Raw genomic sequence first — 21598 nt, 5'->3', positions numbered from 1 at the left:
TGCCGGCAACGTGCGAAAACCTAGCTTTGGTGGATGTAGGCCCCCGGCGCAGGTTCAAGCGGCGGATAGCCTTTTGCCGGCGCACCCATCGGCGGCGGTGTCGTCATTCCACTGCTTTTCCCGTTCAGCCAGTTGATCCATTCCGGCCACCAGGACCCTTCTTTTGGTTCGGTTTGTGCAAACCAGCTGTCAGGATCGACATAAAGCGCGCCTTCTGCCCGGTGTCCGACACGGTAGTGCCGGCGTGGATGACCCGGTTCGGAGAGGATGCCGCCATTATGGCCTGATTTGGTCAGCAGGAAGGTCAGGTCGGCATCGGTGAAGAGCCGGGTCTTGTAGACCGATTTCCAAGGCGCGATGTGGTCTGTTTCGGTGCCGATCACGAATAACGGCGCGGCAATATCCTTGAGCGCAATCACCTTGCCCTCGACCGAAAAACGCCCGCCAGACAGCCGGTTTTCCAGGAACAGACTGCGGAGATATTCCGAATGCATCCGCGCCGGCATACGCGTTGTGTCCGCGTTCCAGACTCCGATATCGGTCGGCAGGTCGTCCTTGCCGAGGAAGTAGCGCTGCACCGCGCGGGTATAGATCAGGTCTTCGGCCCGGATCGAGGCAAAGGCGCGGGCCATTTGCGGACGGTCGAGATAGCCTTGCGCCCACATCATGTCTTCCAGAAACGCCACCTGGCTTTCATCGAGGAACAGCAGCAATTCGCCGGCTTCGGTAAAATCCACCTGCGCTGCCATCAGGGTAATGCTGGCAAGCCGGTCATCGCCGTCGCGGGCCATGGTCGCCGCTGCGATGGCCATCATGGTGCCACCCAGACAATAGCCGTTAACGTGAATTTTCTGATCCGGCACAATGGCGCTGATAGCATCGAGTGCTGCCATGACGCCGCGCTTGCGATAGTCTTCAAGTGACAAATCGCGCTGTTCGGCGGTCGGATTGCACCACGAGATCGCGAAGACGGTGAACCCCTGTCCCACCAGATAATTGATCAGCGAATTGTGCGGCGAGAGATCAAGAATGTAATATTTCATGATCCAGGCCGGCACAATCAGCACCGGCTCGGCCTGCACCTTGCCGGTTTGGGGTGTGTATTGCAGCAGTTCGAAAATGTCGTTGCGGTAAACCACTTCGCCCGGCGTACAGGCCAGGTCCTTGCCAAGCTGGTAGCCTTCGGGTGGTGGAGTGTGCGCCTGGCTCAGTGTGTGCAGCATGTCATCCGCAGCATGCACAGCACCTTCGGCCAGATTGCGGCCGCCGGTCGTTGCTGTCTCTTTAAGGATCTCGGGATTGAGCCAGGGGAAATTCGACGGCGAAACCGTGTCGAGTAACTGACGGACCAGAAACCGGGTCCGGTCGGAATCCTGCTTGCGCAATCCGCGAAGGTCCTCGGTCGCATGATCCCACCAATCCTGTGTTGCCAGAAAACCTTGTTGCCACAGGCTGAACGGCATGTCTTGCCAGCCGGGATCGGTGAACCGGTGATCGTAAACCTTGGGCGTGAATGGCGATTCTGGTGGCGAGCTGGGGACGGACTTGGCGGAAAAATCCATCAGCTTCAGTGCGTTGTCTCTGGCGTGTTCGGCAAGTTCGAGTTGCCGTCCCGGCGAGCGCGACAGGTGCAGCGCCCAATCGGTCCAGGTCTCGACCAGCGCAAAGGGCGAGACCCCGCCGGTCGCCTGCGCCACCGCGCCGCGCACGGCCTGGTCAATGTCCGCATAGGGATGCTGGGCGGGCTCACTTTCCACCGGCAATGGTTGCGGCTTGGAGACCGGCATCGGCGCCGGGCCGCCGGTTTTTCTGGGTGCTTTCGAATGGGTGGTTTTGCGCATGAGATTGGTTCATCCTGTGACCCACAAAATAGCATTGTGCCGAGCGGTCACCTTGACCGATATCAATCGGACGTTTCGCAGAGGGATCATCGCTGCCAGGCCTGCGCGGGCAGATGAAAACACGAGGACAAATATTGACCAGCCTTCACTCTCGCTCTCCGGCTTTACCGACTGAATTGCCCGACACGTCCAACCCCATTCTCTATTCATTCAGGCGGTGCCCTTACGCAATGAGGGCACGTTTGGCCGTCGCGTCGGCTGGTCTGCAAGTTGACCTGCGTGAAGTCGTGCTGCGCGACAAGCCTGCGGCATTTCTTGCGGCCTCGCCGAGCGCGACTGTCCCCTGTCTCGTCACCACAGATTCCGTGATTGACGAAAGTCTCGACGTAATGATCTGGGCTCTCAAACAGAATGATCCGGAAGGCTGGCTGAACATGCCGGATGTGGGGTTTGACTGGATTGCCCGTGCCGACGGCCCGTTCAAGCAGGCGCTGGACCGGACCAAATATGCGCAACGCTACCCTGAGCTTGATCCTGTCGAGGAGCGCGGCAAGGCCGCCGCATTCCTGTCCGAACTCGATGGGTTGATTGATCAATGGATGTTTGGTCACCCGACGCTGGCTGATTTTGCGATTCTGCCATTCGTCCGTCAGTTCGCCTTCATCGACAAGGACTGGTTCGATGCCCAGCCGTGGCCGGAATTGCAGCGCTGGCTCGAGGCGTTTCTAGCGTCTGAACGATTTGAGCGCATCATGGAAAAATACCCGCAATGGGGTGAAGGGGATGCCCCCGTCAGATTCCCGCAAGAGCGGTGATCCAACCGCTGGCCGAGCGGCAGAGGAGCGGAAACCGGTTGGAATTTCCGCTCCGGTGCTTGGTTTAGATCGCCAGGTAGTCGTGACGCAGTTGCTCGTTGTTGAGAACTTCCTCTGCGGTGCCGTCGAAAACAACCTCGCCTGATTCCATGATCACGGCCCGATCAGCCAGCTTCAATGCCCGCACTGCGTTCTGCTCGACCAGGATCGTGGTGATGCCCTGCTGCTTGATGATGTTCAGCGTCTTTTCGATCTCGTCGACGATGACCGGAGCAAGGCCTTCATAGGGCTCGTCGAGAAGCAGGACCTTGATGTCGCGCGCGAGAGCCCGTCCGATGGCCAGCATCTGCTGCTCACCACCTGAAAGCGTGATGCCTTCCTGTTTGCGCCGCTCGCCCAGGCGCGGAAACAGCTCATAGATCCGCTCCAGCGACCAGCCGATCGGTGGTGCGATCTGCGCAAGCTCGATGTTTTCCTCAACCGTCAGCCCTGCAATGATCCTCCGGTCTTCAGGAACCAGAGACAATCCCGCGCGGGAGGCTTCATGCGAGCTCATCCTGTGCAGTGGCTGGTGGTCGAGCCAGACTTCGCCACTTGTCATTGCCGGCGAGCCGATCTGCGCGATGGCACGCAGAGTCGAGGTCTTGCCTGCGCCATTGCGGCCGAGCAGCGCCAGAATCTCGCCTTCGTGCACATTGAAGCTGACGCCCTGCACGATGTAGCTCTCGCCGTAATAGGCGTGAATGTCGTGGACGGACAGAAACGCCGGGGCTGTCGCTGCCTGGTTGGCGTTCTTGGAGAAATCCGGGCGCTCGTATTTCGGCTTGCCCTTGTCGAGTTCGGTCTGGCTCATGCTGCGGCCTCTCCCAGATAGGCTTCTTTGACTTTCGGATGCCCCTTGATGTTTTCAGGGGTGTCCTCGACAAGCGGCGTGCCCTGCGCCAGAACCGTGATCCGCTTGGCCAGCGAGAACACCACATGCATGTCGTGCTCGATGATCACCATGGTGATGTCACGGTTTTCGTGAATCTGGTTGAGCAGGTCGATCGTGTTGTTGGTGTCTGCGCGCGCCATGCCTGCCGTCGGTTCGTCGAGCAGCAGCAGTTTCGGCTCCTGTACCAGGCACATGGCCATTTCCAGGCGTCTCTTGTCGCCGCGCGACAGCGAACTTGCCGTCATGCCGCGTTTGTCGATCATGTCGACATCGGAAAGCATCTGTTCGGCCTTCTCGATGATGCCGCTTTCGGACGCCATCGATTCCAGCGCATGCATCCGGAATGATCCGTCGCGCTTGGCGAAACACGGGATCAGCACGTTTTCCAGAACAGTAAGGTCGCCAAAGATCTCCGGCGTCTGGAAAACCCGCGATATCCCCATCTGGTTGATCTCGTAAGGCTTGCGGCCGAGCACCGAGACGCCGTTGAACAGGACTGTTCCGGTGTCGGGGATCAGTTTTCCGACCAGCACATTCAGCAATGTCGACTTGCCGGCCCCGTTCGGCCCGATGATCGCATGCACGGTGCCTTCGGCAATATCGAGATTGACATTGCCGAGTGCTTGAAGGCCGCCGAAGCGCTTGTTGACGTTAGAGACTTCGAGAATTCCCATATCTGATATCTCCGCAGATCAGTTGACGTGTGCCGTCGGCTTCGGGTGATGCTCATTATCTTTGCCCGGGGCGGCGCGTTTCTTGTTTTTGCCGGTGACCATGTTCCAGATCCGGGTTCCGCCCTCGATCAGTCCGCCAGGCAGGAAGATGACAACCATCATGAACAGCAGGCCCAGTGTCAGCGACCAGCCCTTGCCGATAAACGGATGGAAAACGAAAACCACAAAATCTTCGAGCCCGTCGGGCAGTGCCGAGAACCAGCTGTGCAGGATGTTGTCATTGATCTTCGAGAAGATGTTCTCGAAATACTTGATGAAGCCTGCGCCCAGAACCGGCCCCATCAGCGTACCGGCGCCGCCGAGAATGGTCATCAGCACGACTTCGCCCGATGCCGTCCATTGCATGCGTTCGGCACCCGCCAGCGGATCCATTGAGGCCAGCAGACCGCCGGCCAGGCCGGCATACATGCCGGAAATCACGAATGCTGCCAGCGTGTAGGGCCGTGGATTGAGACCGGTGTAGTTCATCCGGGTCTGGTTGGTCTTGATCGCCCGCAGCATGGTGCCAAAGGGCGACCGGAAGATCCGCATCGACAGGTAGAACACGATGATCGCGATGATGGCGCAGAAATAGTAGCCATTGTTGAAGGTGAACTGCCAGCCGCCGATTTCGAGCTTTGTGCTTTCTATCATCAGGATGCCGAAGAAGTGCGGGCTGTTGGGGCTGGCTGCATCCATCAGGATCTGCGGATCATCGGTGTAGACCTGCAGGCCGGTTTCACCATTGGTCAGCGGCGTCAGCACCGAATAGGCCAGGTTGAACGACATTTGCGCGAAAGCCAGCGTCAGGATCGAGAAATAGATGCCCGACCGGCGCAGCGAAACATACCCGATCAACAGCGCGAACAACGCCGACGTGATCACCGCAAGGATCAGGCCCGGCAGCACATTGTAGCTCAGAAGCTTGTACATCCAGACGACCGAGTAGGACCCGACACCCAGAAACGCCGCATGGCCGAAGGAGAGGTAGCCGGTCAGACCGAACAGGATGTTGAAGCCGATCGCAAATATTCCAAAGATTGCAAACCGCTGCATCAGGTCCGGATAGCCGGCATTGAACTGCGCCAGAGCCGATCCTTCGGGGAACGGTTGAAGCAGGATCGGTGTCGCCAGCGTCAGGAAGATAACGATGACGAGAAAGCTTGTATCTTTCTTACTCAGTCCCAGCATGGATTATTCCTCCATCACGCCTCTACGACCCATAAGACCGCGTGGGCGGGTCAAAAGGATGATGATTGCAACAAGATAAATGATGATTTGGTCGATGCCGGGGATCACTGACTTGACCTCGTTCATCGAGGCAAAGCTCTCGAGAACGCCAAGCAGGAAGCCGGCCAGCACCGCGCCCGGTAGAGAGCCCATGCCGCCGACGACAACCACCACGAAGGACAACACCAAGAAGTCCATGCCCATGTGATAATTGGGCGAGTTGATCGGCGCATACATGGCGCCCGCAAGACCGGCGACGGCCGCAGCAATGCCGAACATGATGGTAAAGCGCTTGTCGATGTTGATGCCGAGCAGGCCGACAGTCTCGCGATCGGCCATGCCTGCGCGGACAACCAGTCCGAATGTGGTGAATTGCAGGAAGGCAAAGACAGCGCCGATGATCAACGCGGAGAACATGAAATACACCAGCCGCCAGGCGGGGTAGATGATGGCGTTCTCGGCATATCCGATCAGCACGCCGAAATCGATCGATCCCCTGAACATGTCCGGTGCAGGGGTCGGGATCGGATTGGCGCCGTAGAAATATTTGATGATTTCCTGAAGCACGATCGCCAGGCCGAAGGTAACGAGAATCTGGTCGGCATGCGGACGCTTGTAGAAATGCTTGATCAGGCCGCGTTCCATGATGAAGCCCAGCGCGAGCATCACCGGGATGGCAAGCAGGATCGACAACGGCACCGACCAGTTGATGATCGATTCGCCGATACCCGGACCAAACACCGATTCAACCAGTGGTGTCTTGATCTTCGCCGGATTGCCGAGAAAATCCAGCTTCTCCGGGTCCAGTGTAATGGTGGAGATGTTCAGTATCTTTTGCATCGTCACCGCGCAAAAGGCACCGACCATGAACATCGCGCCATGCGCGAAGTTGACCACGCCGAGCGTGCCGAAAATAAGCGTCAACCCGAGCGCGATCAGCGCATAGGCGCTGCCCTTGTCGAGCCCGTTGAGAAATTGAAGGATAATTGCGTCCATGGTCCCAGCCAATCGTTCAGGCTTCAGATGCGAAAATCTGTACCTGCAGAGATGATTGTCGCGCCGGCACGATAGCCAGCGCGACAAAGCTCATAGGCAACGTCAGGTGTTAGGCACCCGAATTGCACTTTCCAAGATCGCCACCGGCAAACATCGGATGATCCGGCTCGTACCAGACCTGCTCGACCGGGGTCACCTCGACGACTTCGAGGGCGTCGTATTCGTTGGCCGGGTTTTCCTTGCCCTTCATGACCAGCACGTCCTTGAAGCACTGGTGGTCAGCCTTGCGATACAAGGTCTTGCCATTGCCAAGGCCGTCGAACACGAAGCCGCTGTTGGCAGCTGAATCGATGCCGTCCAGCGCGCCGCCGTCGCCCTCAAGCGCCGCAGCGATACCGCAGGGATCAAACGTTCCGGCACGCTCGCACGCATCCGCATAAAGCAGGGTCTGCGCGTAGCAGGTCTGCGCTGCGTTGGATGGCGGGAAGCCGTATTTTTCACCGAAGGATTTGACGAAGGCCTTGGTGCCTGCATCTTCCAGCGTCCAGGACCAGTTGGTCGAGCCGAACACGCCCTTGATGTTCTCGCCTGCACCCTTTGCCATCAGCTCGGAGTAGAGCGGAACGACGATTTCGAACTGCTTGCCGTTGACCATCTTGTCGCGCAGGCCGAACTGCACCGCGTTGGTCAGCGAGTTGACCATGTTGCCGCCGTAATGGTTCAAAATCAGCACGTCTGCGCCGGAATTGAGCACGGGTGCGATGTAGGACGAGAAGTCGGTGGTCGCCAGCGGAGTCAGCACGTTGTTGACCGTTTCCCAGCCCACGCCTTCGGTTGCTGCCTGAATCGACTCCTGCTGGGTCCAGCCCCAGGTGTAGTCGGCGGTCAGGTGGTATGCGCGACGATCTTGGCCGTAGGCCTTTGACAGCACGGGCGCAAGCGCTGCGCCGGACATGTAGGCATTGAAGAAATGGCGGAAGCCATTGGCCTTCTTGTCCTTGCCGGTGGTGTCATTGGAGTGGGTCAGACCAGCCATGAAGATGATGCCGGCTTCCTGACAAAGACCCTGAACGGCCACGGCCACACCGGATGATGATCCGCCTGTGATCATGATGGCGCCGTCTTTTTCGATCATCGATTTGGCGGATGCGCGCGCGGCGTCAGACTTGGTCTGCGTGTCGCCAGTGACATAGGCGACCTTTTTGCCGAGGATGCCGTTGCCCTTAAGCGCCTTCGACGTGAAGGAGCCGAGCATACCGCCGTCGCCTTCACCGTTGAGGTGCTCGACAGCAAGCTGGTAGGCGCGAAGTTCGTCGGCGCCTTCGTCAGCATACGGACCGGTCTGCGGTACGTTGAAGCCGAGGGTGACGGTGCCGCCCTTGGGTTCATTGAGATAGGCATGAGCCGAACTGGTAAAGATCGTGGGCATGGCCAAGCCAGCGCCGATGGCGGCGCCTGATTTGATCAACCCACGACGATTGATTTGAAACTTTGACATAAAGTCCTCCCTGAAGTGGAACGGGCGAAGCCTCCCAGCCTCTTCCCTCATAGCTACGCAAGTAGCAGCCTTAAGACAAACATGGCCGTCCTCTGGTTACCATTCGACTATTGTATATTCAGGTCATTATTCGGCGTTGAATCTGATGGCACATCTGCCAAACGGGTGCGACCGGAGTGAAGAAACCTTCACTCCGGTCGACAGCGTTGATGCTGTCAAGACTGTCGGCAGGGGGCGGACGAGCTTCGTGTCACTGCAAACCCACCTGGTCAGTGGCGCGCAGCGGCGTCCCGATTGTTTTCGCCTCGATCATTTATCGTGCGGCGATCTTCCTGCAACTCGAGCCACATTGCGTTGACGACAGCGAACATTGCAGCGAGAGGAAGGCCAAGTAACCAGGCGAAATACCACATATCTTGATCCTCCTGATCAGTAGACGGAGTGAGAATTGTCGGTGACATCGGCCTCGGTGACCTTGCCCCACAGCACCTTGTAGACCCATGCCGTGTAGAGCAGGATCAGCGGCATGAAGATCGCGGTCGACACCAGCATGATGAACAGGGTCATGTGTGACGAGGAACTGTTCCATACGGTGAGCGATGATCGCGGATCGGAGGACGATGGCATGATGAAAGGAAACATCGTCAGCCCGACAGATGAAATCACCCCGAGGATTGCCATCTTGGAAAACAGCAGCGTCGAGACTTCACGTCCGGCCCGCAGACCCAGGAAGGTCAGAAGACCGCCAACAATGCCCATCACCGGAGCAATGGCGATCCACGGACGCAGCGAATAGGCAGTCAGCCAGCTCGCGGTTTTCTCAACCTCAAAATGCAGCGGATTGGACGGGCCGCCGGTCAGATGCTCGCCAACGATTCGATAGCCTTCGATCCCGACAGCCATCCAGACGCCAGCCAGTGCGTAAACAGCAACGGCGACCAAAGCTGCGATGGAGCCAAAACGGCGGGCCCGGTCACGAACCTTGCCTTCGGCCTTCAACGTCAACCAGGCGCCGCCATGCATCACCAGCATGGAAAGCGACACCACGCCGGCCAGCAGCGAGAACGGATCCAGCAGGCCGAAAAACTTCGTGTACCAGGCACCTTCGTAGATGGTGTGCAGGTCATCGGTGAAATGGAACGGCACGCCCTGGATCACATTGCCGACAGCAACGCCGAACAGCAGGGCCGGGATTGCGCCACTGGCAAACAATGCCCAGTCCCATGATGCCCGCCAGCGCACGTCATCACGCTTGGAGCGGTATTTAAAGGCCACGGGGCGTACGATAAACGCAGCAAGGATCACGAACATCGCCAGATAGAAGCCGGAAAACGAGACCGCGTAGAGTGGTGGCCAGGCTGCGAAAATCGCGCCGCCGCCGAGAATGAACCAGACCTGGTTGCCTTCCCAGACCGGGCCCACGGTGTTGATCGCCACGCGGCGCTCGACATCGGTTTTGGCTACGAAGGGCAGCAACGCGCCGACGCCCATGTCAAAGCCGTCAGTCAGGGCGAAGCCGATCAGCAGGATGCCGAGCAGCCCCCACCAGATCAAGCGCAGGATGTCGTAGTCGATAAGCGTGTGCAGGATCATGGCTCTTACTCCGCTGGCATGGCGATGGCGTCGGCATTACGCCGTCCGGTCAGCCGTTCATTGTGCCTGATCACCCAGGCGTCGGTTTCCTCGACATCCTGGTGGGGGCCCTTGCGGATGTATTTCAGCATCAGACCCATCTCGATCACGAAAAGAACAGTGTAGAAAATGACAAACCCGGCAAGTGTCATCGCCACCTCGGTCATTGACAGCGCCGAGACCGACATGGCTGTCGGCAAGACACCGTCCACAGTCCAGGGCTGCCTGCCATATTCGGCGACAAACCAGCCCAGTTCGGCGGCGATCCAGGGCGCCGGGATCATCCAGACGGCCAGATGCAGCGCGGGGCGTGGAAAGTTCATGCCCTTGAACGAGGCGCGCCAGAAGAAATAGGCCATCGTTGCGATGAAGCCGAAGCCCAACGCTACCATGATCCGGAAGGCCCAGAACAACGGCCAGACGGTCGGGATGGTGTCATAGGCGGCCTGCACGATCTGCTCGGGCGTGGCTTCCCGCGGATCATCGATATATTTGCGCAACAAGAATGCGAAACCAAGATCCGCCGAATGCGCCTCGAACCTCGCCAGTTCAGCGGGGTCGGCGTTGTCGCGCATTTCGCGGATATGCATCAGCGCGTCATAGGCGATGATGCCTGAGCGGATGCGGGTTTCCGCCTGATTTTCGAGCTCTTCGATGCCCGGAATTGATGTGGTCAGCGAGCGCGTGCCGATCAGCCCCATCACGTAGGGAATATGGATGGCATAGTGGGTTTCGCGGGCTTCCTGATCGGGAAATCCGAAGGCGGTGAAGGCTGCCGGGGCCGGCTCGGTTTCCCACATGCCTTCGATGGCCGCCAGCTTCATTTTCTGGCTGTGCGTGGCGCTGTAGCCGGATTCGTCGCCAAGCAGTACCACCGAAAACGCCGATGCAAGGCCGAACGCTGCCGCCACAGTGATTGACCGCCGGGCCAGCTCGATATGGCGCCCGCGCAGCAGATACCAGGCCGAAACGCCGAGCACGAAGACCGCAGCCGTGACATAACCCGCCGATACCGTGTGCACGAATTTCGCCTGCGCCACATCATTAAACAGCACCGCGAAGAAATCGGTCATTTCCATGCGCATGGTCATCGGGTTGAACTCGGCACCAACAGGGTTCTGCATCCAGCCATTGGCGATCAGGATCCACAAAGCCGAGAAATTTGATCCGATCGCCACCAGCCATGCGACGGTCAGATGCGCGACCTTGCTCAGCTTGTCCCAGCCGAAAAAGAACAACCCGACAAAGGTTGCCTCGAGAAAGAACGCCATCAAGCCTTCAAGCGCCAGTGGCGCACCGAAAATGTCTCCGACATAGTGGCTGAAATAGCTCCAGTTCATGCCGAACTGAAATTCCATGGTGATGCCGGTAGCAACCCCGAGGGCGAAATTGATACCGAACAACAGGCCCCAGAACTTTGTCATCTGCCGCCAGATCGGGCGGTTGGTCATGACATAGACGGTCTCCATGATCGCAACGAGGACGGAAAGACCCAACGTCAACGGCACGAAGAGGAAGTGATACATCACTGTCACGGCAAACTGCAGCCGTGACAACTCGACGATCCCGAATTCCATGTGGTGTGCTCCTTGGAACAGGGGCACATAGGCCGCCCCGAAAATACGCCTGTGGTTGCTTGTCTAGGATATTGCTAAGCCGACATCCTTGACCTGCATCATAATGTCAGTATCCCGAATGCGGCTTTGTTGCACTGCGGCAGATAAGCTCACCGGCAACCTATCACTGCAGAATGAGACAGGTCCAGCGCCACCACCCAGTCCGCCCAGGATGTTTCCACCTCGCGGTGGGAAGCGGTGAGGATCGCGGCCTCCGGCAGATATGCGCGAATACCCGTGAGGACCGCCAATGCGGTTGCATCATCCAGCCCTTCGGTGGGTTCGTCCAGCAGCAGCAAACGCGGCTGCCGCAGCACTCCGCGTGCCAACACCAGCCGCCGCGCTTCCCCGCCTGACAGCCCCGACCCCATCGGCCCAAGACAGAAATCCAGTCCGCCCTTGGCGCGGATGACCGAAGCCAGTCTCATCGCTTCCAGCACCTCCCACAGTTCTTGATCGGAGGCCTCGGGTGCTCCAAGCCGCAAGGCGTCGGCGATGCTGCCGGCCATCAGGGTGCTGCGTTGCGGAACCAGCGTCACCTTGGCGCGCAAGCAACTTTCATCCCAGCTTTTTAGTGGCAGCGAGCCCACAGAGATCTGCCCACCGTCCGGTTGCAGCAACCGGGCAGCCAGCAGCAGCAGCGTGCTCTTTCCTGAGCCGCTCGGACCAGTCAGTGCCACGCTTTCCCCGGCGGCGACCGTCAGCCCGACTCCGCTGAGAACCGGATGCGCGGCTTGAGGCCGGCGAAACGTCAATGCTTTGATCCGCAATTCCGCAGTCTCGCTGTATGCTGTACCGACATTTTGTGCGGGTGTGCACGACAGGCTATCGCCAACCCGCCGGGCGGCAACCGTCATGCGGCCCAGATCCGCAATCGCGCGGCGCAATGGGATGACGGTTTCCATCAGCGCCAGCGAAACGAAAAAACCGATCGCCGCGAGCGCCGGTGTGATGGATCCGGTTTCGGCCAATGCCATGCCCAGCACCAGCGCCCCGGCAGCGACCCCGGTTCCGGTGAGCGAGAGCGCAAACCCTGCACGCCGTTCAATTCGGTCCACGGTGGAACGATCAATTTGCCGCGCGGCGTCCGTTGCCAGCACAGTGTCCCCCTGCTGCGACAATTGCCCATAGACCGCAAGGTCTTCGCGGGCGCGGATCAGGTCAATGAACTTGGAACGAAAGGTCTGCGCCGCAGCTTCTTCCCTGCGGGATGCGCTAGCTGCGGACCGAGACGTCCGATAAAGTGTCACGCCGGAGGCGGCCAGAAAGCCGATGACGATCCAGAGGGCGACGTTGAGATCCACCAGCCACCAGAGCATTGCGAATGTCAGCAATTGCGCCAGAATTCCGGCAGCAATCGGCAGGACCAGTCGCAAGGAAATGCCATCCAGCGCATCGACATCTGCCATCAGCCGGTTCAGCGCCTGCGGGCCGCGCAGCCGCGTCAATGTGTCATGCGGAGCCGACGAGGTGGCGGCCAGCAAGCGGACCCGGATGGAAGTCAGCGCCCTCAATGTGGCGTCATGGGTCAGCAATCTTTCGCCGTAGCGTGCAACAGTCCGCCCGAGCGCCAGAAAGCGCACCATGGCGGAGGGGCGGAAGACATCGAAGGTTGCCCCCATGCCGGCGAGCCCTGCGGCCGCCGCGGCGGTGATGAACCATCCCGACAGGCCCAGAAGCGCAATGCCGGCGACGAGAACAACAAGGCTGAGTGCTGCGCCGCGTATCAGTGCGGTTTTCTGGTCTCGCAGGATGATGCGGAAAATGCCCCACAACGCCTTCATGCTGCGTCGCCGATCATGATTGTCCGGTCCATCCGGGCAGCAAGGACGGGGTCATGTGTGGCGACAATCAGGCTGCTTCCGCGCTTCGTCAGCGTGTCCAGCCCGGCCATCACCGTCTGAGCTGTGGCGGCGTCGAGATCGGCCGTCGGTTCGTCGGCCAGCAACACATCGGGCCGGGAAAAGATGGCCCGTGCCAGGGTGAGGCGCCGCGCCTCGCCGCCCGACAACCCGCCGCCGGTTTCTCCCAGCCGAGCCGATCGCCCGCCCGGCAGCGCGGCGACCACATCATCGACTGACGCCGCACGCAGGGCTTCGTCCAGATCACCCGCCTGGCCCAGGCTGACATTTTGCGCCAGGCTGGTGTTGAGAAAATGCGGCGCCTGCGGCATCCAGCCCAACCGGGCCCGCCAGGCATCGGCAGTTCCGGCATCAAGGTTTTGGCCGCAGACGAGGATCTGGCCTTCATCCGGTGTCGACAGGCCGGCCAAGAGCTTGAGCAGCGTCGTCTTGCCCGCACCCGAAGCCCCCATCAGGGCGACGGTTTCGCCTGTCCGGATGGTCATGTCCGGATAGCGGATCAGATGATTGCCGGCTCGCACGGCAACGCCGCGCAGAATGATCTCCACCGGTCCGGCAAGTGGCCCAACCTTTGCTCCCTGGCCGACAAGTGTCGCAGGCGCCTGCGATCGCCATGCGCCCAGTTCACCGGCCACGGCCAGGGCCGCCGCCTTGTCGTGCCAGGCCGCCGACACATCCCGCAAGGGCTGATAGAAATCGGGCGCCAGCAGCAACAGGAAGATCCCGGCTGCAGGGGTCAGCGGTGCCGAATAGGAACCGAACGAGAGCGACCCGAGCAAGGTAAAGCCGACAAAGACGGCGACCATCGCCACGCCAATCGCGGCGAAAAGTTCCAGCACGGTCGAAGACAGGAAGGCGATCCGCAACACGTTCATGGTCCGGGCCCTGAGCCCGTCAGCTGCAGTGGAAAAATCCGCGATCACTGTTGCGCCGGCGTCGAGCAACCTTATGTCGACCAGCGCCGACAGCCGTTCAATCAACAGATCATTGAGTGAGCCAATGTCGGCCATCTGCCGCTGACTTGCTTCTTTGGCTGCCATTCCGACCAGCGCCATGAACACCGGGATCAGCGGCCCGGTGATCATCAGCACAATTCCGACAGCCCAGGAAAACCAGAAACTCAAGGCCAGAATGACCAGCGGCACACTCATTACCCGGGCACGCGCCGGCGCGTAGCGGGCGATATAGGGCGCAAGCACATCAAGCTTTTCGCTGGCCAGTGCAGCGATGGAGGCGGCGTTGCCATTTCCTGTTGTCCGCATCTCGCGCCGCACGATCTCGGTCCGCGCATTGGTCACGATTTTCGTTCCGGCGGCAAACAGCAGCCCTTCTGCATGATAATTCAGCAGTGCCCGCAGCAATCCGAGTCCGATGAAAGTCGCGGCGGCCCCAACGGGTCCGGGGCCAGTTCCGGGCGCCAGCAGGCCGGCAATCGCCATCGCAACAATCCAGGCCTGTACCGGCCAGATCAGCGACGACGCGACCGAAAGCGCCGAGGCGATGCGCACTTGGGTCGCTGAAACGCCGATCAACTGATCCAGCGTGTGCTGGTCAGTATGAGGGTGCGCATCCGGTTGATCGGTCATGTCTGCAGTCAAGGGTGTCTCCAGGATGCGGAATGGCCGCTCGTGTCGATGTAGCATCTGCGCGGCACAAGTTGGCCACCCCGAACGCGACATGGTGACGCTGGATCATCCCGTCCGGGACAAGTACGGCTGGAATTCTTCCCTTTTGTCCTGAAGCGTCCCGTCATTTCAGTGCCTGAAATGGATCTGGGAGGATGATGAAATGGACGGTCGTTGTTTGGATTCATTCTAAACTATACTGTTTGACTCCACTTTAAAAATACATTACCGAAAACCTCATGTTTGGAATGTGGAGTTGAAATGGCGCGGATGCAACAAGACACGTGTGGTGACTGTCCGGCAGCGGCGTATTTGCGCCGGAAGCCGGAAAATCTGGTCGTCAACGGATACCGCAACTGGGTGGCCGGTCTGGCTCATTCCGATTCACGTTACTGGGACGCAGCCTGGAGTGCCCATGCCAGCGCGCTTGGCGCCATTGATGGCGGTCATGCGCTTGATGTGATGGCGGCATTGGTCCGCCAGCTTGGCGCCTGCGCCACCTGCCCGTTGCGATTCTACAAGCCGGGCGCCGGTCATCTGTGCCGCGATGAATGTCTTGTGCTTGGCATGGTCGCCGGCGCGCAGAATGGCGACGAGCAGGCAATGGTGCAATCAGCTCGAATGCTGACCTGCACCGACGCCTGCGCCGACGTGGTTGACCGCGCCAGCGCCTATGCAGCGATCCTGCTTGGTCACAGTCACAAACTCACACCGATTCCGCTGAGCGCCATTGTCGATATCAATGTCCGCTCAACCTTGACCGCAGCTCACATGAGTGCGTCGCTTCACTGAATGAAATTGTAATCTCAGGAGTATTGTTACCCATGAAGAATTTCGCACATCTGCTCGGAATTGGCCTTTTGGCTTCCACGGCCTTGACGACGGCTGCGGTGGCCGATGTGACGCCTGAGGCTGTGGTCGCGCATTATGCCGATATCGCCGAGGCGAAATTCGATGATGCGCTGATGACCGCAAAGGATCTGGATGCGGCCATCGAAGCTTTTCTGGCCAATCCCGATGATATAACGCTTGAAGCAGCCAAGGAAGCCTGGCTGGCATCGCGGGTTCCCTATCAGCAGACAGAGGTTTACCGTTTCGGCAACGCCATCGTCGATGACTGGGAAGGACGGGTCAACGCCTGGCCGCTTGACGAGGGCCTGATCGATTATGTCGACGAAAGCTACGGCGCGGAAAGCGATCAGAACTCGCTCTATTCAGCCAATGTCATCGCCAATCCTTCCATCAAGATCAACGGCAAGACGGTTGACGCCAGCAAGATCACCCCGGAATTGATTTCGGAAACCTTGCAGGAAGCGGGCGGCATCGAAGCCAATGTCGCGTCCGGCTACCACGCCATCGAATTCCTGCTCTGGGGTCAGGACCTCAACGGCAACGGTCCGGGCGCGGGCAACCGTCCTGCGACCGACTACAGCCTTGAGTACTGCACCAACGGCCATTGCGATCGCCGTCGTGATTACCTCGGCTCAGCCAGTGACCTGCTGGTTGCTGATCTCGAGGAGATGGCCGCCAACTGGAAAGCCGGCGGGGCAGCACGGACAGCGCTTGAAGAAAAAGGCGCTGCCGGCGGGCTTTCGACCATTCTTACCGGCATGGGATCGCTGTCTTATGGCGAACTGGCCGGTGAACGCATGAAGCTCGGCCTGCTGCTGGGTGATCCGGAAGAAGAACATGACTGTTTTTCCGACAACACCCACAATTCACACCGCTATGATGCCGTCGGCATCCAGACCGCCTACACCGGTACTTACACCCGGCCCGATGGTTCGGAACTGGCCGGCCCGTCGCTTGCCGATCTGGTCGAGGCAAAGGATCCGGCCATTGCCGGCGAATTGTCGGCTGATCTCGACACCACCGTCGCGGCGATGGAAGCCATGGTCGACCGTGCAGAAAATGTCGAGGCCTATGATCAGATGATTGCCACCGGCAATGACGAAGGTAACGCCACGGTTCAGGCGGCGATTGACGGCCTGATCAAGCAGACCCGCTCGATCGAGCGCGCCATCACCGCACTGGATCTGGGAACCATCGAGCTGGAAGGGTCCGACAGCCTCGACAGCCCGGACGCAGTCTTCCAGTAGTCCCCGGCGTTTTGGAAAGACAAAGGCCATGATCGTTTGCAGTTGCAACATCGTTTCCCGGAAAGACATTGAGGAAGTCGTCACTGATTTCCTCAATGTCGATGAATGGCAATTGATTACACCGGGAAAGGTGTTTCAGGCGGTCAGCGCCCGCGGCAAGTGTTGCGGCTGCTTTCCGGGCGTCATCGACATCATCGTCGAAACCACCGAGCGCTATCACGCTGTGATGGAAAGCCCGGCGCCGCGCGTGGTCGATTTGCTCAAGCGTATCGCCGACCAACGCCGGCGTGTTGAGACGGCAAGAAAGAATGCTGGAAAAAGGAGGTCGCAAGTTGCGGCCTAGTCGTGCAAAATGGACTGTCATTTTCACCATCAGGAAGCTGCACGATCATGAAACGAAGTCAGAAAGTCATCGATTGCCTCAACGAAGCGCTATTCATGGAGTTGGGTGCCGTCAACCAGTACTGGCTTCACTACCGGCTTCTTGACGATTGGGGCTATACCAAGCTTGCTGCCAAGGAGCGCGCCGAGAGCATCGAGGAGATGCAGCATGCCGACAAGATTATCGAGCGGATCATATTCCTCGATGGCTTTCCCAATCTGCAGAACGTCGCGCCGCTTAGAATTGGCCAGAATATCAAGGAAGTGCTCGAGAGTGATCTGGCTGGCGAGCAGGATGCCTGGACCGCCTACACCAAATCGCGCGATGTCTGCGAGAAGGAAGGCGACTATGTCAGCAAGAACCTGTTTGAGGCCCTAATTGCCGAGGAGGAAGGTCACATCGACTTCCTCGAAACACAACTCAAGCTTCTCGGCGATCTCGGGGAGCAGAAATATGGTCAGCTCAACGCCGCATCGGCCGACGCGACCTGAACCCGAAGAGACTGAAATGACCGTTGACAGACAGGTGCCGGAATTGAGCGTGATTCCGGCACAGCAAATTGGCGCGCCTGCGGCGCAAAAGCTGCCGCCTGCGGTCTGTGGCATTCTGGCCCTTGGTCTGGTCATGAGCCTGGTGGGCTCGACGATGGCCGATGATCTTGCCGGGCTGCCGCACACCCGTGATGATCTCTCCGGCAAGGACCGCAAGAGGGTGGAGCGGGTTGTCGAGCCGACGACCACGTTTGAAGCTGCAGAAAAATTCGAGGCCAAACAGGGCGGTGCCGGTACCTCGACCAAAATGGTCAACCGGGATTCGCTGTCGCATTTCAACGCCAATCTGACCTTCAAGGAAGAAGAGACCTTCAAGCTCGGCAATGCGCTGTTTCGCAAGCTCTGGGTATCCTCGCCTTCCTCGACGCTGGCGTCTGACGGTTTGGGGCCATTGTTCAATGCGCGCGCCTGCCAAAGCTGCCACATCAAGGACGGCCGTGGCCATCCTCCCGAAGGGGCGGCAGACGCCACCTCGATGTTCCTGAGGCTTGCCCGGCCAGCCAGAACCGATGAAGAGCGCCATGCGCTGGAGAGCTATCTGGCCGCGTCGCTGCCCGACCCTGTCTATGGCGGGCAGATGCAGGACCTGGCGGTTCCCGGACTGAAGTCCGAAGGCCGCATGGTCATTGACTATGAAGAACAGCTGGTCAGCCTGGACGACGGTACGGTCGTTTCGCTGCGCAAGCCGTCCTACAGCGTTGCCGATCTGGGCTATGGCCCGCTCGATCCGGAAACCACCCTGTCGGCGCGGATGACCCCGCCGATGACCGGCATGGGACTGATCGAGGCCATTCATCCCGCCGATATTCTGGTCCATGCTGATCCGGATGATCGCGACGGCGATGGCGTCTCAGGCCGCGTTGCCCTGGCAAGGGATCCTGCCACCGGCGATATCGCCATCGGGCGCTTCGGCTGGAAGGCGCAGAATGCCACCGTGCGCCAGCAGTCTTCCACCGCGTTTGCCGGAGACATCGGCATTTCCACCCCCGATGTGCCCGCAGGCCATGGCGATTGCATGCCGTCGCAGACCGAATGCATGGAGTTGCCGGTGGGCATCCAGCTCGATCTCGGTGACAGTGAGGCGCCGGACCCGGTGCTGGAGCTGGTGACCTTCTATTCGCAGAATCTGGCTGTGCCGGCGCGTCGTGGCGTCGATGATGCTCAGGTGCTGGCCGGCAAGCAGGTGTTCTATTCGCTCGGCTGCACCAGCTGCCATGTGCCGAAATACGTAACATCGCGCAAGGCGGCCAATCCGGCGCATAGGTTCCAGTTGATCTGGCCCTATTCCGATTTCCTGCTGCACGATATGGGTGAAGGACTGGCGGATGGTCAGCAGGTGGGCATCGCTGATGGCACTGAATGGCGCACCCCGCCGCTCTGGGGCACCGGTTTGACCGAGATCGTCAACGACCATACCTTTTTCCTGCATGACGGACGCGCCCGCAATCTGACCGAAGCCATCCTCTGGCACGGTGGCGAGGCGCAGAATGCGCGGGATGGTTTTGCCGGACTTGAGCAGGCGGACCGGGATGCGCTCGTCGCATTTCTCAACTCGTTGTGACCAACCCGAAACTCCAGCCGCTGACGCCGGTGAGAATGGATACCCGATGACACCGAAATTCTTTCTGAGCAGATGTGCGATGGCTACAGCTATCTGCGTGGCGCCGCTGATGGTGGGGTCAGCCGCCGCGCAGAGTGATCTACCGTTGTCACAGACGCGGGAGATCATGGCTGGTACCGTCAACTCCTTCGTCCGTCCCGGTTATGCCGCGTTCCATGCCTCGAGCGACAGGCTGGTTGAGGTGGCGCAACAGCTTTGCAAGTCTCCCGGCTCCGAATCGCTCGACGCGGCACGCAACGCCTTTGCCGACACGGTCCTGTCCTGGTCGGCAATCGAGATTGTCCGGTTTGGACCGGTCAGTGCTGACAACCGCTTTGAGCGGGTGCTGTTTTATCCCGACCGCAAGGGCACGGGATTGCGCCAGGTGCAAGCGGTTCTGGCCGGCGATGAGGCGCTTGGGTGGACGCTTGAGGACTTGCAGGGCAAGAGCGTCGCCATCCAGGGTCTGGGCGGACTCGAATTCGCTTTGAATGGCGATGGCTCTGCTGTGCTCACCGACGCACAAAAGGGGCAATCGCGCTGCCGCTACATCGACCTGGCTGCGCAAAACCTTCAGAACATCGGCGCCGAACTCGACGCCGCTTGGGCTGATGACAAGGGCATCGCATCGATCTGGATGAACCCCGGGCCGGACAACCCGGTTCTGCGCGATTCTCACGAGGCTCTGTCGCAATTGCTCGGCACCATGATCCATGGTCTTGAACACGTTCGCGATGTGCGCATCGGAAACTTTCTCGGAACAGCGAAAAAGAACGGATTGCCAAAGACCGCGATCTACCGGCGCGCCGGGCTCACCATGGCTTCTATCGCCGCAAATCTGGCGTCAATCGAGCGTCTGTTCAACGAAAGCGGCATTGAACGCGCACTGACCTATGACGCCACCAAGCTTGCCAGCGAAGTTCGGTTCGAGATCGAGCAGACAATCAAGACTGCCAACAGTTTTGATGCTGGCGTCGAAGCCCTACTGGCCGATGATGTCACCCGTAAGCGCCTCGAATATCTGCAGGTTGCCATTCGAAGTGTTATTCAGCGGCTCGACGGTGAAGTCTCCGCCGCAGCAGGATTGAGCGCCGGCTTCTCCTTTGGCGACGGGGACTGACCATGTTGCTCATCGAACGGCGGTCATTTTTGATCGGTGCCGGTCTTGCCTGGGCTGCCGCCCTGACGCCGGCTTCGGCGGCGCGGCTCGCCAGTTCCGATCTGTTCTATGCGGCAGCATACAAGGATGCGGGCGGCTATGGTGTTGCCATTCTCGACAAGGATGGCGGACTGGTCTCGGAAAATCCACTTCCGGGCAGGGGCCACGGCTTCGCCAATGCCGGCAATTCGAACTGGCTCGTCGCCTTTGCCCGCCGTCCCGGAAACTTTGCCATCGGATTCAGCAAGGATGGTCGGTCCGAGCCTGTGCTGTTTCACACCCCCGCAGACCGGCATTTTTACGGCCATGGCGCGTTTTCCGGCGATGGTCGCTTGCTCTATGCCGCCGAAAACGCCTTTGACACAGGCGATGGCATCATCGGCGTCTATGACGCCACCAACGGTTTTGCCCGACTTGGCGAATTTGCCTCTTTTGGCGTCGGTCCGCACGAGGTCCTGATGATGCCCGATGCAAAAACCCTGTGTGTCGCCAATGGCGGCATCAAGACCCATCCGGATTTTGGTCGCGAAAAGCTCAATCTTGCGACCATGAAGCCGTCGATTGCGTTCGTGTCTTCCGAAGACGGGGCATTGCTGTCAAAGCACGAATTGCCGCCCGCCCTGCACCGCCTGTCCCTGCGCCATATGGCGGTAGACGCGCGCCAACAGGTCTGGATTGGCGGGCAGTATGAAGGCGACATTACCGAGGACGTTCCGGTCCTTGCAAGACTGCGGACGGATACCGGCATCGACGCGGTGGAACTGCCCGATGATGTCGGCGTCAGGCTTGGCAAATATGTCGGCTCCGTCGCCATCGGCACGGATGGCCGAACCCTGGCCTTCACCTCGCCCAAGAGCGGTGTGACGATCACGCTGGATACCCAATCGGGCAATCCGATTGATGTCGAACCGGGTCGCGGCGTGTGCGGCATACAGGCCCGGGCGGACGGGTTTGTCAGTTCCAGCGAGACCGGCCGCTTTGCAGACCGCACCTATGACCGCGCCTGGGACAACCACATCACATTGGTATCAGGCGCCTGAGCCTG

The 21598-nt window shown here is 59.6% G+C and carries 19 protein-coding genes; 8 read left to right on the top strand and 11 right to left on the bottom strand.

What is annotated here, in order from left to right; all coding sequences use genetic code 11:
• Window positions 1–20: 20 nt before the first annotated feature.
• Window positions 21–1841, bottom strand: a complete 1821-nt coding sequence (locus tag IMCC20628_RS17360) for an alpha/beta fold hydrolase (RefSeq protein ID WP_052766500.1) — start codon at window positions 1839–1841, stop codon at window positions 21–23.
• 134 nt (window positions 1842–1975) lie between these two features.
• Here IMCC20628_RS17360 and IMCC20628_RS17355 point away from each other — a divergent pair, with 134 nt between their 5' ends.
• A complete protein-coding gene (locus tag IMCC20628_RS17355; protein WP_343123243.1) occupies window positions 1976–2656 on the top strand; it encodes a glutathione S-transferase in 681 nt (226 codons plus the stop codon).
• 64 nt (window positions 2657–2720) lie between these two features.
• Here IMCC20628_RS17355 and IMCC20628_RS17350 read toward each other — a convergent pair whose 3' ends face one another.
• From IMCC20628_RS17350 to cydD, 10 genes are all read right to left on the bottom strand, one after another.
• Complete coding sequence (locus IMCC20628_RS17350; RefSeq protein WP_047031264.1) at window positions 2721–3509, bottom strand: ABC transporter ATP-binding protein; 789 nt, start codon at window positions 3507–3509, stop codon at window positions 2721–2723.
• Window positions 3506–4264 carry an ABC transporter ATP-binding protein gene (locus tag IMCC20628_RS17345; RefSeq protein WP_047031263.1) on the bottom strand — a complete coding sequence of 253 codons (759 nt, stop codon included), beginning with the start codon at window positions 4262–4264 and terminating at the stop codon, window positions 3506–3508. The genes IMCC20628_RS17350 and IMCC20628_RS17345 overlap by 4 nt, the downstream gene beginning before the upstream one ends.
• 18 nt (window positions 4265–4282) lie before the next feature.
• Window positions 4283–5494 carry a branched-chain amino acid ABC transporter permease gene (locus IMCC20628_RS17340; protein WP_047031262.1) on the bottom strand — a complete coding sequence of 404 codons (1212 nt, stop codon included), beginning with the start codon at window positions 5492–5494 and terminating at the stop codon, window positions 4283–4285.
• Between the two features lie 3 nt (window positions 5495–5497).
• Window positions 5498–6529 (bottom strand): branched-chain amino acid ABC transporter permease, encoded by a 1032-nt coding sequence (locus IMCC20628_RS17335; RefSeq protein WP_047031261.1) that lies wholly within the window; start codon window positions 6527–6529, stop codon window positions 5498–5500.
• A gap of 109 nt (window positions 6530–6638) precedes the next feature.
• Window positions 6639–8027 carry a substrate-binding protein gene (locus IMCC20628_RS17330; protein ID WP_047031260.1) on the bottom strand — a complete coding sequence of 463 codons (1389 nt, stop codon included), beginning with the start codon at window positions 8025–8027 and terminating at the stop codon, window positions 6639–6641.
• A gap of 269 nt (window positions 8028–8296) precedes the next feature.
• A complete protein-coding gene (gene cydX / locus IMCC20628_RS24775) occupies window positions 8297–8440 on the bottom strand; it encodes a cytochrome bd-I oxidase subunit CydX (protein WP_082128195.1) in 144 nt (47 codons plus the stop codon).
• A 16-nt stretch (window positions 8441–8456) separates the two neighbouring features.
• Complete coding sequence (gene cydB / locus IMCC20628_RS17325) at window positions 8457–9620, bottom strand: cytochrome d ubiquinol oxidase subunit II (protein WP_047031259.1); 1164 nt, start codon at window positions 9618–9620, stop codon at window positions 8457–8459.
• A 5-nt stretch (window positions 9621–9625) separates the two neighbouring features.
• Window positions 9626–11236: a cytochrome ubiquinol oxidase subunit I gene (locus IMCC20628_RS17320; RefSeq protein WP_047031258.1), complete on the bottom strand. Its 1611-nt coding sequence runs from the start codon at window positions 11234–11236 to the stop codon at window positions 9626–9628.
• 149 nt (window positions 11237–11385) lie between these two features.
• A complete protein-coding gene (gene cydC / locus IMCC20628_RS17315) occupies window positions 11386–13059 on the bottom strand; it encodes a thiol reductant ABC exporter subunit CydC (RefSeq protein ID WP_047031257.1) in 1674 nt (557 codons plus the stop codon).
• On the bottom strand, window positions 13056–14735 hold the full coding sequence (gene cydD / locus IMCC20628_RS17310) for a thiol reductant ABC exporter subunit CydD (protein ID WP_245307810.1): 1680 nt from the start codon (window positions 14733–14735) through the stop codon (window positions 13056–13058). Before cydD ends, cydC begins: the two co-directional genes overlap by 4 nt.
• A 288-nt stretch (window positions 14736–15023) precedes the next feature.
• Between cydD and IMCC20628_RS24350 the strand changes: the two genes are divergently transcribed.
• The 7 genes from IMCC20628_RS24350 (at window position 15024) to IMCC20628_RS17275 (ending at window position 21593) form a co-directional block, all read left to right on the top strand.
• The gene (locus IMCC20628_RS24350) at window positions 15024–15554 is read left to right on the top strand and encodes a hypothetical protein (protein ID WP_052766498.1); all 531 of its coding nucleotides are present in this window, start codon (window positions 15024–15026) and stop codon (window positions 15552–15554) included.
• Window positions 15555–15586: 32 nt separating this feature from the next.
• Entirely contained in the window at window positions 15587–16861 is a 1275-nt protein-coding gene (locus tag IMCC20628_RS17300) for an imelysin family protein (protein WP_047031255.1), read from the top strand.
• A gap of 28 nt (window positions 16862–16889) precedes the next feature.
• Window positions 16890–17204 (top strand): (2Fe-2S)-binding protein, encoded by a 315-nt coding sequence (locus IMCC20628_RS17295; RefSeq protein ID WP_047031254.1) that lies wholly within the window; start codon window positions 16890–16892, stop codon window positions 17202–17204.
• Window positions 17205–17251: 47 nt separating this feature from the next.
• On the top strand, window positions 17252–17734 hold the full coding sequence (gene bfr, locus IMCC20628_RS17290) for a bacterioferritin (RefSeq protein WP_047031253.1): 483 nt from the start codon (window positions 17252–17254) through the stop codon (window positions 17732–17734).
• A gap of 133 nt (window positions 17735–17867) precedes the next feature.
• Entirely contained in the window at window positions 17868–19355 is a 1488-nt protein-coding gene (locus IMCC20628_RS17285) for a di-heme oxidoredictase family protein (protein ID WP_047032697.1), read from the top strand.
• A 79-nt stretch (window positions 19356–19434) separates the two neighbouring features.
• The gene (locus tag IMCC20628_RS17280) at window positions 19435–20514 is read left to right on the top strand and encodes an imelysin family protein (RefSeq protein ID WP_197078326.1); all 1080 of its coding nucleotides are present in this window, start codon (window positions 19435–19437) and stop codon (window positions 20512–20514) included.
• Window positions 20515–20516: 2 nt separating this feature from the next.
• Window positions 20517–21593 carry a DUF1513 domain-containing protein gene (locus tag IMCC20628_RS17275; RefSeq protein ID WP_047031252.1) on the top strand — a complete coding sequence of 359 codons (1077 nt, stop codon included), beginning with the start codon at window positions 20517–20519 and terminating at the stop codon, window positions 21591–21593.
• Window positions 21594–21598 lie beyond the last annotated feature (5 nt).

Origin of the sequence: Hoeflea sp. IMCC20628 (assembly GCF_001011155.1) — a bacterium.
Classification (GTDB): Bacteria; Pseudomonadota; Alphaproteobacteria; order Rhizobiales; family Rhizobiaceae; genus Hoeflea.
The sequence above is the reverse complement of the archived record's forward strand: the minus strand, read 5'-3'. Positions and strand labels throughout refer to the sequence as shown.

Coding starts and splice junctions, on each gene's coding strand:
- IMCC20628_RS17360 (WP_052766500.1), bottom strand. CDS start 1,841: ATGCGCAAAACCACCCATTCGAAAGCACCCAGAAAAACCGGCGGCCCG.
- IMCC20628_RS17350 (WP_047031264.1), bottom strand. CDS start 3,509: ATGAGCCAGACCGAACTCGACAAGGGCAAGCCGAAATACGAGCGCCCG.
- IMCC20628_RS17345 (WP_047031263.1), bottom strand. CDS start 4,264: ATGGGAATTCTCGAAGTCTCTAACGTCAACAAGCGCTTCGGCGGCCTT.
- IMCC20628_RS17340 (WP_047031262.1), bottom strand. CDS start 5,494: ATGCTGGGACTGAGTAAGAAAGATACAAGCTTTCTCGTCATCGTTATC.
- IMCC20628_RS17335 (WP_047031261.1), bottom strand. CDS start 6,529: ATGGACGCAATTATCCTTCAATTTCTCAACGGGCTCGACAAGGGCAGC.
- IMCC20628_RS17330 (WP_047031260.1), bottom strand. CDS start 8,027: ATGTCAAAGTTTCAAATCAATCGTCGTGGGTTGATCAAATCAGGCGCC.
- cydX (WP_082128195.1), bottom strand. CDS start 8,440: ATGTGGTATTTCGCCTGGTTACTTGGCCTTCCTCTCGCTGCAATGTTC.
- cydB (WP_047031259.1), bottom strand. CDS start 9,620: ATGATCCTGCACACGCTTATCGACTACGACATCCTGCGCTTGATCTGG.
- IMCC20628_RS17320 (WP_047031258.1), bottom strand. CDS start 11,236: ATGGAATTCGGGATCGTCGAGTTGTCACGGCTGCAGTTTGCCGTGACA.
- cydC (WP_047031257.1), bottom strand. CDS start 13,059: ATGAAGGCGTTGTGGGGCATTTTCCGCATCATCCTGCGAGACCAGAAA.
- IMCC20628_RS24350 (WP_052766498.1), top strand. CDS start 15,024: ATGGCGCGGATGCAACAAGACACGTGTGGTGACTGTCCGGCAGCGGCG.
- IMCC20628_RS17300 (WP_047031255.1), top strand. CDS start 15,587: ATGAAGAATTTCGCACATCTGCTCGGAATTGGCCTTTTGGCTTCCACG.
- IMCC20628_RS17295 (WP_047031254.1), top strand. CDS start 16,890: ATGATCGTTTGCAGTTGCAACATCGTTTCCCGGAAAGACATTGAGGAA.
- bfr (WP_047031253.1), top strand. CDS start 17,252: ATGAAACGAAGTCAGAAAGTCATCGATTGCCTCAACGAAGCGCTATTC.
- IMCC20628_RS17285 (WP_047032697.1), top strand. CDS start 17,868: ATGAGCCTGGTGGGCTCGACGATGGCCGATGATCTTGCCGGGCTGCCG.
- IMCC20628_RS17280 (WP_197078326.1), top strand. CDS start 19,435: ATGGCTACAGCTATCTGCGTGGCGCCGCTGATGGTGGGGTCAGCCGCC.
- IMCC20628_RS17275 (WP_047031252.1), top strand. CDS start 20,517: ATGTTGCTCATCGAACGGCGGTCATTTTTGATCGGTGCCGGTCTTGCC.